This is a genomic window from Shewanella colwelliana ATCC 39565 (genome assembly GCF_000518705.1).
Classification (GTDB): Bacteria; Pseudomonadota; Gammaproteobacteria; order Enterobacterales; family Shewanellaceae; genus Shewanella; species Shewanella colwelliana.
In genome coordinates, this window is sequence record NZ_JAEC01000005.1 from 153,906 (window position 1) to 167,203 (window position 13,298).

Sequence of the window (13,298 nt, forward strand, 5' to 3'; positions counted from 1 at the left end):
TGTATCAATCTAGATCATGAAGAAACTTGCAGTATTACTTTTAACAGCCCTAATTCTTCCATTTGCCAGCTTGGCGAATGATGCTGCTATGTGCGATGAGAATAGCGACTGTATTACTGTCGGACGCTGGGATTTGGGTATCGCACTAGGTTACGGCGTGAAATCTAACCCCGTTAAAAATTACGAAGATATTCCTATATATCTTGCTCCCACTATTGCCTATTATGGCGACAAATGGTTTTTCGATAACGGTAATCTTGGCTACACTTTAGCAGAACAAGAAAAATTCACGATTAATTTAACCACCAGCTTTAGTGCCGATAGCGCTTATTTCTACCGTTGGGACCCATCAAATATTTTTATCGCGGGTACCAACCAGCTCAACGTGGGTGCAACGCCAGTGGCAAGAACAGTCCGTACCTTTGGTGTGGAAGCTGAACCTGTGATCAATGACTTAGAAGATAGAAACTTTACACTTCTTGGCGGAGTTGAAGCGTTCATTTACACTCGTGCTGGTATAATCAATCTCAGTGTAGCCCATGACCTTTTTGACGTGCATTCTGGCATGGAAGCAAAGCTAAAATGGCTATATAGCATTGCTATCGCACAATGGAAATTTGAGCTAGCAGCGGTGGCTGACTGGAAAAGTGAAGATGTCGTCAACTATTACTACGGCGTTCGACCTAGCGAAAATGTCTATTGGAGTGAGAAATTTCAAGCAGCGTCTGCGACTAATTTAGGATTAGAATTGACTACTCAATATGTAATAAATGAGCACTGGGAACTTATCTTTCTTGCTCGATACAGTGAACTTGCCGATGAAATTGTGGCCAGTCCTTTAGTCAACGAGAAAAACACCAGCACCTTCTTTGTCGGCGCAGCCTATAGGTTTTAAACCGAGTGTTATTGACGACATACAGGCTGTTACTGGCAGTTTTTGTTCTGATTTCTTTTTTTAATAGTGCTTTAGCTGCAGACAATGATTCTGAGGCTAGCATTACTTTGTCGCCTCAATTTTGCATCACATCCGCCGAGGAGCAAAGTTGTGACCTTACTGTGGTGCTGAACTGGGAAATCGATACACCAACCACCGTTTGCATTATGTCAGACCACGAGAGTTTGACTAAATGGTGTGCAGACAGCCCAACAACACACTCGCTAAGCTTAGCCATGCTAACCGACAAAGATGTCCAATTTGTCATGGTAGATAAGGAGACCCACCAAACGTTGGCTGGCGTAAAATTGAAAGTTACCCCTACAGCGGAACCTCAAGTGAGGCGACGCTATCGCAACCCTTGGAGTCTATTCTAATGACCGAACCCCAATCAACCCATAGAGTGTTACTTGTCGAGGATGATATTCGTCTGGCAAATCTGATTGTGGATTACCTAAAGTCGCATGGAATGCATGTTGAAGTCGAGCGTCGCGGTGATACCGTACTCACACGTCTTATCAACTATAAGCCTGATATTATTTTACTCGATATCATACTCCCAGGAATGGATGGGCTAACCCTGTGTGAAAAGTTACCCGATTACTTTGCGGGCCCTATCTTATTAATGAGTGCCCTCGGCTCAAACGAAGATCAGATAAAAGGGTTAGAGTTAGGCGCTGATGATTACGTTGTTAAACCTGTCGACCCAGCCCTATTGGTCGCTCGCATCAACAACCTACTGCGCCGCAACGCTAAACCCCCGCAAGCAGAGTCTCACTGCTTAACCTTTGGCAAACTAAGCATAGATCCACACACCCAAGCCATCCGCTTAGGCGATACCGAAGTGGATCTGACCAGTCACGAGTTTGAACTACTCTGGTTACTGGCCTCGCAAGCTGGCCAAGTATTGAGCCGTCAGTATATTTACCAGTATCTGCTTAACATAGATTTCGATGGCAAAGACCGTAAAATTGACGTGCGAATTTCAAGACTACGTAAAAAACTGGGCGACAACATCGAAACACCGTTTAGAATAAAAACTGTCTGGGGCCAAGGTTACCTGTTTGCACCAGAAGCTTGGAACAATTAAACGGAACGTTAAGTGAAACGACTCTTTATCAGTCTATACCTACTATTAAGCCTCAGCTTTTTAGGTATAGGCTGGACCTTAGACAGCATTTGGCAAAATAATGTCGACGACAGTGGTGCACCCGATGCACCACTGGTCGCTTTTGCACAGCTACTCGCACAATTCCCCGAGGAACAGCGACAAGGCTTTATCGATAAACTCGATGATAACCCGGCATACCCTCTGCAACTTCTTAATCGTGATCAAGTGGCCTTTGGTGACAAGGAAGCGATCAGCCGTAACCAAATTCTCGTTGCCGCCCATGACAAAGAACATGAATTGCATTTTATCTCAGTCGATGACAAACAATTTTTAATGGCGGGGCCGATAGAGATCGACCCAAGAGAGCAACTTAGAGGCCTATTCACGCTATTTTTCTACCTTTCATTGGCCTTTGTTGCCCTGATCTGGGTTTGGCCGCTGTCGCGGGATTTGAAGACCTTGAGATTGGCGACGAAAGAGTTTGGACAATCAAACTGGGACACCCAGATACAACTATCGCCACGCTCTCAAGTGCAGCCGTTGGCCAGTACCTTTAATGAAATGGCCAGACATATTCGGGCGCTAATCGAAAATCAAAAACACTTATCCAATGCGGTATCTCACGAAATACGTACCCCCTTGGCACGACTCAAATTTGCCTTAGCACTCATGCCACAATACTGCCGCCCAGATTCGGATGTTGAGCGCCGCAATGAGTTTCTCGATGAGATGCAACAAGATGTTAAGGAGATGGAGAACCTCCTTCAAGAACTGCTCACCTACGCGAGTTTAGAGTCACAGCGAAAAGCGATTCAATTTGAGCGTTGTGATTTGTCTAAGCTAACCCAGCAAACCATAGCACGATTACAAGGATTAAATAGGCTGCCGATCACACTAAATCCGCAACCTAAAAAGATTGAAGTCATGGGTGACCCATCGCTCATTGAACGGGCTCTGCAAAATCTGATCATTAATGCACAACGATTTGCTACAACGGCTATCACCATCGAACTGTCTGTATCACGTGGCAATGTCACCCTCTCGGTCATTGATGATGGTCCCGGTATTGCGACAGAAGATCAAGCTAAAATCTTTGAACCCTTTTACCGCAGTAAAGTGGTGCAAAATGGAAATAAAGGTCATGGACTTGGGCTGGCGATTATCAAGCGTATTATGGAAAGGCATAACGGAAAAGTGCAGCTGAACAGTGAACCCAGCATGACAAAATTTACCCTAAGTTGGCCCAGAGTCGTTAAAGGGCTATCAGAGAAGATGACCATTTCGAAACATTAATTTGAACTGGTGTCGGCATCAAAATCTAAATGGGGTGTTGCCGCTGCGCGCTCCTCAAGGATTTGAATCTTACGTGCCCTCAACAAGGCAAGCTGACGTCTGCGCTTACGCTGCTTACACAGACGTATCACATCGTACTTTTGTGCATCGGAGAAGTGTAACCAGTTAAAACGTTCATCACGATTACGTAAGCACCCTTTGCAGTAGCCCCTAGCATCTGTTTGACAGACACCAATACAGGGACTGGGAATGTCAAAAAACTCTAACTGCTCCATAGACTAACTTTGCTTGCTGTTGCTTTTATACACTTTAATAACACTTTAGCCCCCTATCACAGGCCCTTTATTGTCTAAATTTAAACATAACTGATTTATTTAGAACTGGCTAAACTTTATTCATGAGTTCATTCATAAAATATCTTGCATAAATAAGCTGATAACTGCACCTTATTTATATTGATATACTATTTGGTCACTCACTATGAAGATTATCCACCGACTTTCGCTTCTCGCAATAAGTTTGCTGCTGACAGCTTGTGCGACCAAGCCGAATTATGACTACGACACAAACTATGACTTTAATCAGCTTAAGCAGTTCTCTACTTTTACGCCAGAAAACACCACAGATCCGCTGACCGCTAAACGGGTAGAGACGGCCATTACTGCTGTATTAGTCACCAAAGGTTTTGCAGAAACGCAGGAAAATCCACAATTTAAAGTCACCTATGCATTTAAAGTTGAAGATAAGCCGAAGAACTCTGGAGTTTCAATCGGCTTGGGCACTGGCAGCTGGGGAAGTTCAGGGGGCGTAAGCCTTGGTACCAGTGTTAGTGTACCCGTTGGCAGCAACACAGCTAAGATACAAACCATTCAGATTAATATTATCGACACCAGCAACAACCGCCTTATCTGGCGTGGCAGCGACAAATTTAACTTTGACAATGGTGGCGATGAGAAAGCCGAAGAGACTCAAAAAACAGTCGCAACGATTTTGGCCCTGTTCCCACCACAAAAATAACCCTAATGGGCTTATCGTACTCGCTAAGCCCACTCTCCTCTCTGCGCCGTGAATACTAACTATCTAGGACAGGTGTGCGTTAACCGTTCTGCCCTTAGCCCAATCTCTTAGTCCTTGCAGTTGTTCACGCATCACTACCGACAAAGGGCGAGTCTTCATCAACTCGTTGAGTAACACCTGTTGAGATACCGCGACATTAGACGCGCGTGCGGTATAGATAGCAGAGATAATCGCTTGTTCTATCTCAGCCCCTGAAAATCCCTGACTGGCCATTGAAAGCTGCGCGAGATCGAAATCAACAGGATCGAGAGCACGACGCTTGACATGAATCGCGAAAATGGCTTGGCGCACACTGTCATCAGGCAAGTCGACAAAGAAGATCTCATCCATCCTTCCCTTACGCATCAACTCAGGCGGTAACGCGCTGATATCATTGGCAGTCGCCACGAGAAACACCTCAGATTTACGCTCAGCCATCCAGGTCAATAAGGCACCTAAAATTCGCTTTGAGGTACCATCATCACTACTACCACTGCTCAAGCCTTTTTCTATCTCATCAATCCACAATACGCAAGGCGACATCAGATCGGCAAGAGCCAACGCATTACGTAAATTCTTTTCTGTTTCACCGATATATTTATTGTATAAAGCCGACATATCCAAGCGTAATAATGGGCGCTGCCACATCCCCGCCACGGCTTTAGCAGCAAGGCTTTTACCGCTACCTTGCACCCCAAGCAATAAAATCCCTTTAGGGAGATCTTCTGCACAAGCTGCAACACTTGATGCTACAGGAGCACGATGGTTTAACCATGCCTTTAAGTTGTGTAAGCCCGCTACTTGAGAAAAATCACTCGTGTCATACTCAAACTGCAACACACCTTCCATATCTAGCAGCTTAAATTTTCCCTGGTTAATACGATCGACATCGGAGTGAGTAATGGCACCATCGTCGACAATCGCTTTATGGGCGAGTCGGCGCGCATCATCAAAGGTTAATCCTCTGAGGTTGTCGGCCAACTTCACCACGGCATCATCATCGACACTTTGGACTAACCCATCACTGCGGGCTTTGTCTATCTGCTCATAAATCAGGTTTTGCAGTTGCGCGCTATCGGGCAGTGAGATACGAAAATGGGCGCAATATCGCTGTATTTCAGGCGGAATATCGAATGCATGGCTCACCAACACCAGCGTGTGTTTCAATGCTTCATATTCGAGAGCGATCTCTTTCAGCAACCGAACATTTTTAGGCGCATTATCGACAAAAGGGTGAAAGTCGCACAGAACATAGATCCCCTGCTGAGTCGTCGATTTTATCTGACCCAATATATCGGTTGGATCACTATTAAACTTCTGTGTCCCCATCTTCACATCGGCGCGGGTCAGGCCCTGGGTGATACTCCAGGTAAATAGCGGTTGGTAGAGAACACTGGATACACGCTTTAACAGCTCAATGACTCGATGCTCTTCATAGGTTTCAATCACCACTATCGGCGTATTTGAGCGTAATACTGCAGTAAGATCCCTAACGTCTTGCATTGTCTAATCCTTAATACTCATCACCACAAAAAAGGCCCGCCAAGCGGGCCTTTCGATATTAACAAAGCAGGCCGTTAATGAAACAGATAATTCAACCAGCCTTGCATTCTTAACAGCACTTTACGCATCACTGATACATGTGAAAAATGCTCAGTATAAATGGCTATTTGACCTGCGGCACCAGCGGGGAAATGTTGTTTAATCTCATCATCATCCACTTTAACCAACACGATAACCCGACCTGACTGCATTAACATTCTTGATGAAATCAAGCTACCTGTCGATTGGATTTCGCCCTCTGCCATAGCTGGTAAGACTTTAGCCACTTTCCCTTTAAATACTACGCCTGGCGCACCATCTAAAATCACTTCTGCCTCGTCTCCCTCTTTGAGACGCATCAAGGAGTTCTGCCAAAATGCACCAGCCATATAACGTTCTTCATCAGGAATAAAGCTCATGACTGAACGCAGAGGCATAGGCACAGCGACAAGACCTGGACGTAGAGCCATTTGTGTCACCATCCCATCGGTCGGTGCCAATACAACCGTTTGATCAAGATCGTAAAGCGCTTTATCAAGCTCGGCACGAATACCAGCCACTTTAGTGTTGACGCCGTCGACATTAGACTGAAACGCCAAACGCACTCTCAACTCTTCCGACTTTGCCGCCATCAACTGCGCTTCAGATGCCATGTAGAGCTGACGCTTATTGTCTAATTCAAGTTCAGTAAAAGGCGAGTTTGCCCCACCACGTTTGCGGCCTTTTTCGTAACGGTCAAACGCTGATTTAGTTCTATCTCTATCGGCAGTCGCACGCTCGACACTGGCTTGTGCCGTTTGCCACGCAGCTTCGAGTTGTGGTACCTCAAGCTCTGCAGCCGCTAATGCTGCTCGCTTTTGCATAACGATTGCTTCAAACGGGATAGGGTCAATTTTGAATAACACATCCCCTTTCTTCACTGGCACATTCGGTTTAACGTTAACTTCTTTTACAACGCCGCGAACCGCTGGATTAATGGGAACAGAGACGAATGCCTCTTTAGCAAATGGTGTGTAAGGATGGTTGTAGTTCATCAGCAAGACTAATGCGCCAACAATAAATACACCACCTAAAATAGCTGTGGGCACAGTCCATTTATTCAATGGTATCTTAAACACTTTAAACACTGCGATACAGATTGCGGTATAAGTTAAAATCAGTAATAGATCCATCTTATGACTCCTTCTCGTTAATATCAGTCACAGATGGTTGCGCTTGACTCGCAGCAATGGTTTGAGCACTGCTGCCTTCAACGGCTTGCAGACGCTGCTCCAATTGAACCACGGTTTGTGTCAGCTGCTTCACTTCATCTTCGAGTTCTAGTTCTCTTTTTACAACTTGATTAAATCCCCAACCGCGATCTTCACGGTATAACGTTGCCCAAATCCATAAGAACGGCCAAATCGCATGCAAAGTGAATAAGCTGACCCAGCCCGCCACATGCAATGCATCCTGCTGCGGATGATTCCGCTTCTTGGCAATCTCGTAGGGAATATCATGGATCACAATGATTCCATAAAACAAAAACACCGCGACAAAAACGATCACGCCTAACGCAAAATAGTCTAGAAACACCACTCACTCCTTAAAAGCTAAACACACTCAAGCCTGTGCAATTATCGCTTTGTTTTTATTAGTGAACACAGCCAAATTCAAAACATTCTCTCAACAATACGTTATCAATACTAGTCATCATTTACGCTTATTTCATGATATTTCCACCTGTCCAGAGTGATCGAGCACACAGTTGTCATCTCAAAACCCACTCATTTAACTGCAAAAAGGTAAGATAACTGCAAATAAAAGCACTATTGGCAGCCTCGCTGACCAAATGTTAACAATAAAAAAAAGGTACCCAAAAATGATAGGCACTCCCCACTCAAAAGGTGCGTTACGCGCCATGCTGCTTGGTTGCGGCGAACTTGGTAAAGAAGTCGCCATTGAACTACAACGTTTAGGCGTTGAAGTAATTGGTGTTGACCGCTACCCCAATGCACCCGCCATGCAAGTCACTCACCGTTTTCATGTGATCAACATGCTCGATGGTCAAGCCCTTCGTGGCATCATAGAGCAAGAGCAACCTCATCTGGTTATTCCTGAAATAGAAGCCATTGCGACCCAAACACTGGTAGAGATGGAAGCTGAAGGTCTGCATGTCGTCCCGACAGCCAAAGCCACTCAACTGACCATGGATAGAGAAGGCATCCGCCGACTTGCTGCAGAGACCTTAGGCCTGCCAACCTCGCCTTTCTTTTTCTGTGACACCGAATCTGAATTTACACTTGCAGTGGAAAAGATTGGGTTACCCTGTGTGGTGAAGCCAGTGATGAGTTCATCGGGTAAAGGGCAAAGCGTTATTCGCGACACCAACCAAATCGACACAGCTTGGCAATATGCCCAAGAAGGCGGCCGTGCGGGCGGTGGTCGCGTAATCGTTGAAGGCTTTATCCCCTTTGATTATGAGATCACTCTGTTAACCATTAGCGCCGTTAACGGCATCCACTTCTGTGCCCCGATAGGCCATCGTCAAGAAGATGGGGATTATCGAGAGTCTTGGCAACCACAGTTAATGTCTGACAGCGTATTGACTAAATCTCAGGAGATCGGGCGAAAAGTGGTACAGGCACTTGGCGGCTATGGTCTGTTTGGCGTCGAGCTGTTTATTAAGGGGGATGATGTGTACTTTTCAGAAGTTTCTCCTCGCCCACACGACACAGGTCTGGTCACTCTAATCAGTCAAGATCTGTCTGAATTTGCTCTGCATGTGCGGGCAATTCTCGGTCTGCCCATTGCTAATATTGCTCAGCACGGCCCATCGGCATCAGCAGTCATTTTGGCCGAAGGACAGTCTAGTAATATTCGCTATCAGGGCATGGCGGCCGCATTACAGGAAAGTGATACCCAATTACGCCTGTTTGCAAAACCTGAAATCGATGGGCGTCGCCGTCTGGGCGTAGGCTTAGCACGTGCAGACTCAACCGATGAAGCGGTCAATAAAGCACTTAACGTTGCAGCAAGTGTTGAGGTTATTCTTTAACATCTGCTAACCGAAAGAACAAGAAAGGCGCTAAATGCGCCTTTTTGGTTCATCAAGCCCATTAACAAAGCCGATTAACGCTTTCACCTACCAGATACCCCTGAAGATTTGCTACAGCTATATCCATCAGGTTTTGTCGAGCCTCTCTCGTCGCCCAAGCATTGTGTGGTGTGATGGTCACATTGCTCGCCGTTAATAGTGGGTTATTGACCGATGGTGGCTCGGTAGATAAGACATCTAACCCCGCAGCAGCAATGATCCCGCGCTCAAGTGCTTGCGCTAAGGCCGGTTCATCGATTAGCCCACCGCGCGCCGTATTAATCAATAGCGCACTCGATTTCATTAATGCCAAGCTTTGGTGGTTAATCATCTTATCGGTTGCTGGTGTAAGTGGACAGTGCAACGATATGATGTCGGCTTGGTGATACAAGGTATCAAGCTCACACCACGTGGTGCCTTCAGGCAGATCACGCTTTGGCTTTTGGCTGTTAACCAACACCTGCATTTGAAAAGCGCGCGCAATATCTGCCACCTGACGGCCAATATCCCCATAGCCGACCAAACCTATCACCTTTCCCTTTAATGATTGCAACGGCGACAAGGTAAAACAAAAATCTTCGCCTCGACTCCACTGCCCGTCCATCACGGCCTGATGATGGGGTGCCACGGCCTGCGTATGATGCAAAATATGGGCAAAGACCATCTGAGCCACCGCATCAGGGCCATACCCTGGGACATTGGTGACGGCAACCCCGTATTTAGCCGCAGCATCGACATCGACGACATTTGTTCCAGTGGCCAATACACCGATATATTTCAGCTTTGGCAATGCGGCGATATCTTTGACATTAAGCGTTGTCTTATTAGTCAGTAATACGTCTGCATCTTGAGCGCGCTCAATAAGTTGCTGAGGAGACGTTCTGTCATAACTGCTTACCTCGCCTAAATCCTCAAAACCACGCCAGCTTAGATCGCCTGGATTTAAGGTATAGCCGTCAAGAATCACAATTTTCATCTGTTACATCTCAGCCTTAAAAGCTCAACTTAATGCCGGCGTTAACCTGACCTTGCCACATAATATCGGCGCGAATATTCCAAATGCACTGACTTGCATCGCAAAACAGCGCATTGTCGCTGCTGACAAACGTCGCATAGCCTCTGGCATCAGCAAAAAGAGAGAAACGCTTGTTGAGTTGATATTCGACACCTGCACCGAAGCCCATAGAAAAGCGTGACTCATTTGAGTACTCACCAGAAGGACGCATTTGGGTTAAACCAACACTTGCCGTGACATATGGCCGCAGCGACCCATTAGGGAAATAGAGCGACCCGCCCACGTGAAGATAATCGACGTTTAGATCTGCCAAGGTGTCGGGAGTGAAGCTTCCTCCCGCTCGCATATCTGTACTTTGGTGACTATAAAGCAGGTAAATATCGCCAGGGTCTTTAGTTTTCATCCCCATGATCAGCCCGTAATGACCCGACTCACCAATCTTAACCGACGTATTCTGTTCACTGTTGCTCTGTGTTGCATCCAGATCACTGGCAGCAAAGCTGTAGCCCGTAAATGGCGCGACAAACAGCTCTGAGTTAGCCATTAGCGGTGTAGATAACAACAATGACAAGATACCTGTTGTGAACACTAATCTCATTTTCATCACGAATCTCCCTATAATATGGCCTACAAGCAACGGCTATCTCATGCCACGATCTTGTTTCACTCTATCATAAGCCGCTTGGATATCCTGTGCTTTTTTCTTGGCTAACTCCATCATTTCAGAGGGTAATCCCTTTGCCACGAGTTTGTCAGGATGGTGCTCATTCATCAACTTACGATAAGCACGTTTTACCTGTTGATCGGAATCAGCCTCGGTTAAACCTAGCAAGTCATAGGCGTCTTCAATTGATGTCTGTTGGTTGCGACCACCTTGGTGAAAATTAAACTCTGCTTGCCAACGTTTAAGCAGCTCATCAAGCTGAAGGCGGCTAAAGCCTAGCTCCTTAGCTACGGTAAGTAATATTTCGTGCTCCTTGTCATCGAGCGTTGCATCAGACAGTGCCGTTTGGATCTGTATCTCCAAAAACATCTGCAATAACTCTTTGCGCCCCATCGAAATTAAGCGAAACGTTTTTAAACAGGCGTTGAGGTCGAAATTACTGGCCTTGCCTTCATTAAATGCAGCTTGAGCATCACGCCTTGCCTCACCCGTTAACTGCATCTGGTCCATCAGCGCCGTCGCCATACGAATATCATTTTCGGTAATATGCCCAGAGGCCTTAGCGACATGACCCATCACCGCAAACGTGGTATTGAAAAATAACGCTTGTCGATTGGTTCCATTGCCAATCACCGCACTTAACTGAGCTCTTTTCTTATCGTAAAGATGACCCAGCCAGAGTCCAATAATGCCACCGACGATGCGACCGAACATAAAACCGATAGCAAAACCAAATAACTTACCCCAAATTTTCATTCATTAACCTTTACATTAATCACGTAGTTGTTTTGCCCTAACCTGGGCATCTAATGCGTATAGACGCTCAGGAGTGCCAACATCACACCAAAGATGGCCAAAATACTCTCCTGCAACACTTTGCACAGCCATTTTTTGCTTCAATAAAGGCGCTAAGCCAAATCGTCCCTGTGGCGTATCATCAAAAAGGCTTGGGTGATATAGGCCTATGCCTGAAAAAGTCAGCTTTGACTCCCCTTCTATAGACAATTGACCATCGGCAAGCGCAAAGTCTCCCTCAGGGTGTTGCGTGGGGTTGTCAACCAACCATAAGTACGCCTGGTGATGTCGCAATGCGACCAAGGCGCTTGCATCACTCAAGGTTCGACCTTGTATCCGTGGTAATTGTTCGATAAACACATCACCATTGATCACTAAAAATGGCTTATCGCCAAGCAGTGGCAAAGCTTGCTTAATACCACCACCGGTTTCCAACGCCTCGACTTCGGCGCTATAGTGTAATTTAACCTGCCAACGACTGCCATCGCCCAGAGCTTGCTCAAGCTTGTGACCCAGCCATGCATGATTAATCACAATGTCAGTAACCCCAACCTCAGCCAAGCGTTCGATGTGATAAACGATAAGCGGCTTATCTGCCACCTCAACCAACGGCTTGGGCAAAGTGTCGGTTAACGGACGCAATCGCTCGCCACGACCTGCAGCTAATATCATCGCCTTCATGACTGAAGACTCATTCGAGGTAAAATAGTGTCAGTTATCCACTGGGTAAAGCTGTCAAGTTCGGGATAATGCTTACCAATATCCACCACATATTCCAAGGTCAATGGAATATCCTGCATATACCCAAGTTTGCCATCACGGTAATTAAGGCGGCAGAAGATACCTGCCGCTTTTAAATGGCGCTGAATACCCATCAAATCAAACCAGCGACAATATTGCTGAAAACTGACTTCTTTGCTGATGAGACCAAGCGATAACAGTTGCTGATAATGCTGCATTCTAAGTGGGTCTACAATGGCATCTGGCCACCGCACATAACAATCACGCAGCAGCGACACCGCATCGTAGGTAATTGGGCCTATCACAGCATCTTGAAAATCGATCACCGCAAGGTTTTCCTCTACTAGCATTAAATTGCGGCTGTGATAATCTCGGTGCATCCCCGCTTTAGGCTGTTCGGCCACGTTGGCTACCAGTAGACTAAATGTCTCATCAAGCAGGGCTTTCGTTGGTCTATCGATAACAATTTTAAGGTGATGTTCAACCAACCACTCGCAAAAGATTCGCAACTCTCGCAGCACAAACTCATCATCATAGATAGGCAATGACTCGCCACCTGCGGCGGTGATGGCAACCACTTTGTCGAGAAGGTAGAGGGCTTGCTGATAATAAGCGCTGACATTGGCCTCATCTAACACACTAAGCAGCTGCAGATCCCCTAAGTCACTTAGCAGTAAAAAACCCGATTCAATATCTTCAGCAATCACCAAAGGGGCACTCAGTCCTTGGCGTTGATATTCGTTCGCTAACGCGATAAAAGGCTGCACTGGAACCATCTCAGGTGGAGAGTCCATTGCGATAAAGGAGGCTTGGCGATGAAAAACGCGGAAATAGCGACGAAAACTGGCATCACCTGATATCAACATAACCTTGGCATCATCGCCTAAAGTTCGCGCTATCCAATCACAAAGGGCAATAAATCTTGGATCTGACAAGGGCACCTCATGGCTCTTAGGCAAAAATTGCTTTATTATAAAGCAAAATGGAAACAGCAATTAAGATGATTCTATCTCTTTTGCTAAGTTGCTTGTGTAATTAAATGCAACTATTCTCTCCGATAATTTGTCAAGA

Annotated in this window: 15 protein-coding genes; 6 read left to right on the forward strand and 9 right to left on the reverse strand. The window is 46.1% G+C overall.

What is annotated here, in order from left to right; genetic code table 11:
* Positions 1 to 16 precede the first annotated feature (16 nt).
* The 4 genes from L876_RS0102600 to L876_RS20930 are packed head-to-tail and all read left to right on the forward strand — an operon-like array spanning position 17 to position 3,338.
* Positions 17 to 895 carry a MipA/OmpV family protein gene (locus L876_RS0102600; protein WP_028762365.1) on the forward strand — a complete coding sequence of 293 codons (879 nt, stop codon included), beginning with the start codon at positions 17 to 19 and terminating at the stop codon, positions 893 to 895.
* A gap of 5 nt (positions 896 to 900) precedes the next feature.
* Complete coding sequence (locus L876_RS23140) at positions 901 to 1,311, forward strand: DUF3019 domain-containing protein (RefSeq protein ID WP_259655961.1); 411 nt, start codon at positions 901 to 903, stop codon at positions 1,309 to 1,311.
* On the forward strand, positions 1,311 to 2,024 hold the full coding sequence (locus L876_RS0102610; protein WP_028762367.1) for a winged helix-turn-helix domain-containing protein: 714 nt from the start codon (positions 1,311 to 1,313) through the stop codon (positions 2,022 to 2,024). The genes L876_RS23140 and L876_RS0102610 overlap by 1 nt, the downstream gene beginning before the upstream one ends.
* Positions 2,025 to 2,036: 12 nt before the next feature.
* Entirely contained in the window at positions 2,037 to 3,338 is a 1,302-nt protein-coding gene (locus tag L876_RS20930) for a HAMP domain-containing sensor histidine kinase (protein WP_051412872.1), read from the forward strand.
* Here the strand turns inward: L876_RS20930 and L876_RS0102620 are convergent.
* Positions 3,335 to 3,613: a DUF1289 domain-containing protein gene (locus L876_RS0102620; RefSeq protein ID WP_028762368.1), complete on the reverse strand. Its 279-nt coding sequence runs from the start codon at positions 3,611 to 3,613 to the stop codon at positions 3,335 to 3,337. The two genes, L876_RS20930 and L876_RS0102620, sit on opposite strands and share 4 nt — an antisense overlap.
* 205 nt (positions 3,614 to 3,818) lie before the next feature.
* Between L876_RS0102620 and L876_RS0102625 the strand changes: the two genes are divergently transcribed.
* The gene (locus tag L876_RS0102625; protein ID WP_028762369.1) at positions 3,819 to 4,355 is read left to right on the forward strand and encodes a DUF4136 domain-containing protein; all 537 of its coding nucleotides are present in this window, start codon (positions 3,819 to 3,821) and stop codon (positions 4,353 to 4,355) included.
* A gap of 63 nt (positions 4,356 to 4,418) precedes the next feature.
* Here the strand turns inward: L876_RS0102625 and L876_RS0102630 are convergent, their stop codons facing one another.
* From L876_RS0102630 to L876_RS0102640, 3 genes are all read right to left on the reverse strand, one after another.
* Positions 4,419 to 5,897 (reverse strand): AAA family ATPase, encoded by a 1,479-nt coding sequence (locus L876_RS0102630; protein ID WP_028762370.1) that lies wholly within the window; start codon positions 5,895 to 5,897, stop codon positions 4,419 to 4,421.
* Between the two features lie 74 nt (positions 5,898 to 5,971).
* Positions 5,972 to 7,108 (reverse strand): HlyD family secretion protein, encoded by a 1,137-nt coding sequence (locus L876_RS0102635; RefSeq protein WP_028762371.1) that lies wholly within the window; start codon positions 7,106 to 7,108, stop codon positions 5,972 to 5,974.
* Between the two features lies 1 nt (position 7,109).
* A complete protein-coding gene (locus tag L876_RS0102640; RefSeq protein WP_028762372.1) occupies positions 7,110 to 7,511 on the reverse strand; it encodes a DUF3302 domain-containing protein in 402 nt (133 codons plus the stop codon).
* A 286-nt stretch (positions 7,512 to 7,797) separates the two neighbouring features.
* Between L876_RS0102640 and purT the strand changes: the two genes are divergently transcribed.
* A complete protein-coding gene (gene purT, locus L876_RS0102645) occupies positions 7,798 to 8,973 on the forward strand; it encodes a formate-dependent phosphoribosylglycinamide formyltransferase (RefSeq protein ID WP_028762373.1) in 1,176 nt (391 codons plus the stop codon).
* 61 nt (positions 8,974 to 9,034) lie between these two features.
* Here the strand turns inward: purT and L876_RS0102650 are convergent, their stop codons facing one another.
* Genes L876_RS0102650 through L876_RS0102670 form a run of 5 tightly spaced genes read right to left on the reverse strand, consistent with a single transcriptional unit; the run spans position 9,035 to position 13,168 of the window.
* Complete coding sequence (locus tag L876_RS0102650; protein WP_028762374.1) at positions 9,035 to 9,988, reverse strand: D-2-hydroxyacid dehydrogenase; 954 nt, start codon at positions 9,986 to 9,988, stop codon at positions 9,035 to 9,037.
* A gap of 16 nt (positions 9,989 to 10,004) precedes the next feature.
* On the reverse strand, positions 10,005 to 10,625 hold the full coding sequence (locus L876_RS0102655; RefSeq protein WP_028762375.1) for an outer membrane beta-barrel protein: 621 nt from the start codon (positions 10,623 to 10,625) through the stop codon (positions 10,005 to 10,007).
* 42 nt (positions 10,626 to 10,667) lie between these two features.
* A complete protein-coding gene (gene djlA / locus L876_RS0102660) occupies positions 10,668 to 11,447 on the reverse strand; it encodes a co-chaperone DjlA (RefSeq protein ID WP_028762376.1) in 780 nt (259 codons plus the stop codon).
* A gap of 15 nt (positions 11,448 to 11,462) precedes the next feature.
* A complete protein-coding gene (gene murU, locus L876_RS0102665; protein WP_028762377.1) occupies positions 11,463 to 12,167 on the reverse strand; it encodes an N-acetylmuramate alpha-1-phosphate uridylyltransferase MurU in 705 nt (234 codons plus the stop codon).
* Entirely contained in the window at positions 12,164 to 13,168 is a 1,005-nt protein-coding gene (locus L876_RS0102670) for an aminoglycoside phosphotransferase family protein (RefSeq protein ID WP_028762378.1), read from the reverse strand. Before L876_RS0102670 ends, murU begins: the two co-directional genes overlap by 4 nt.
* Positions 13,169 to 13,298: the final 130 nt, after the last annotated feature.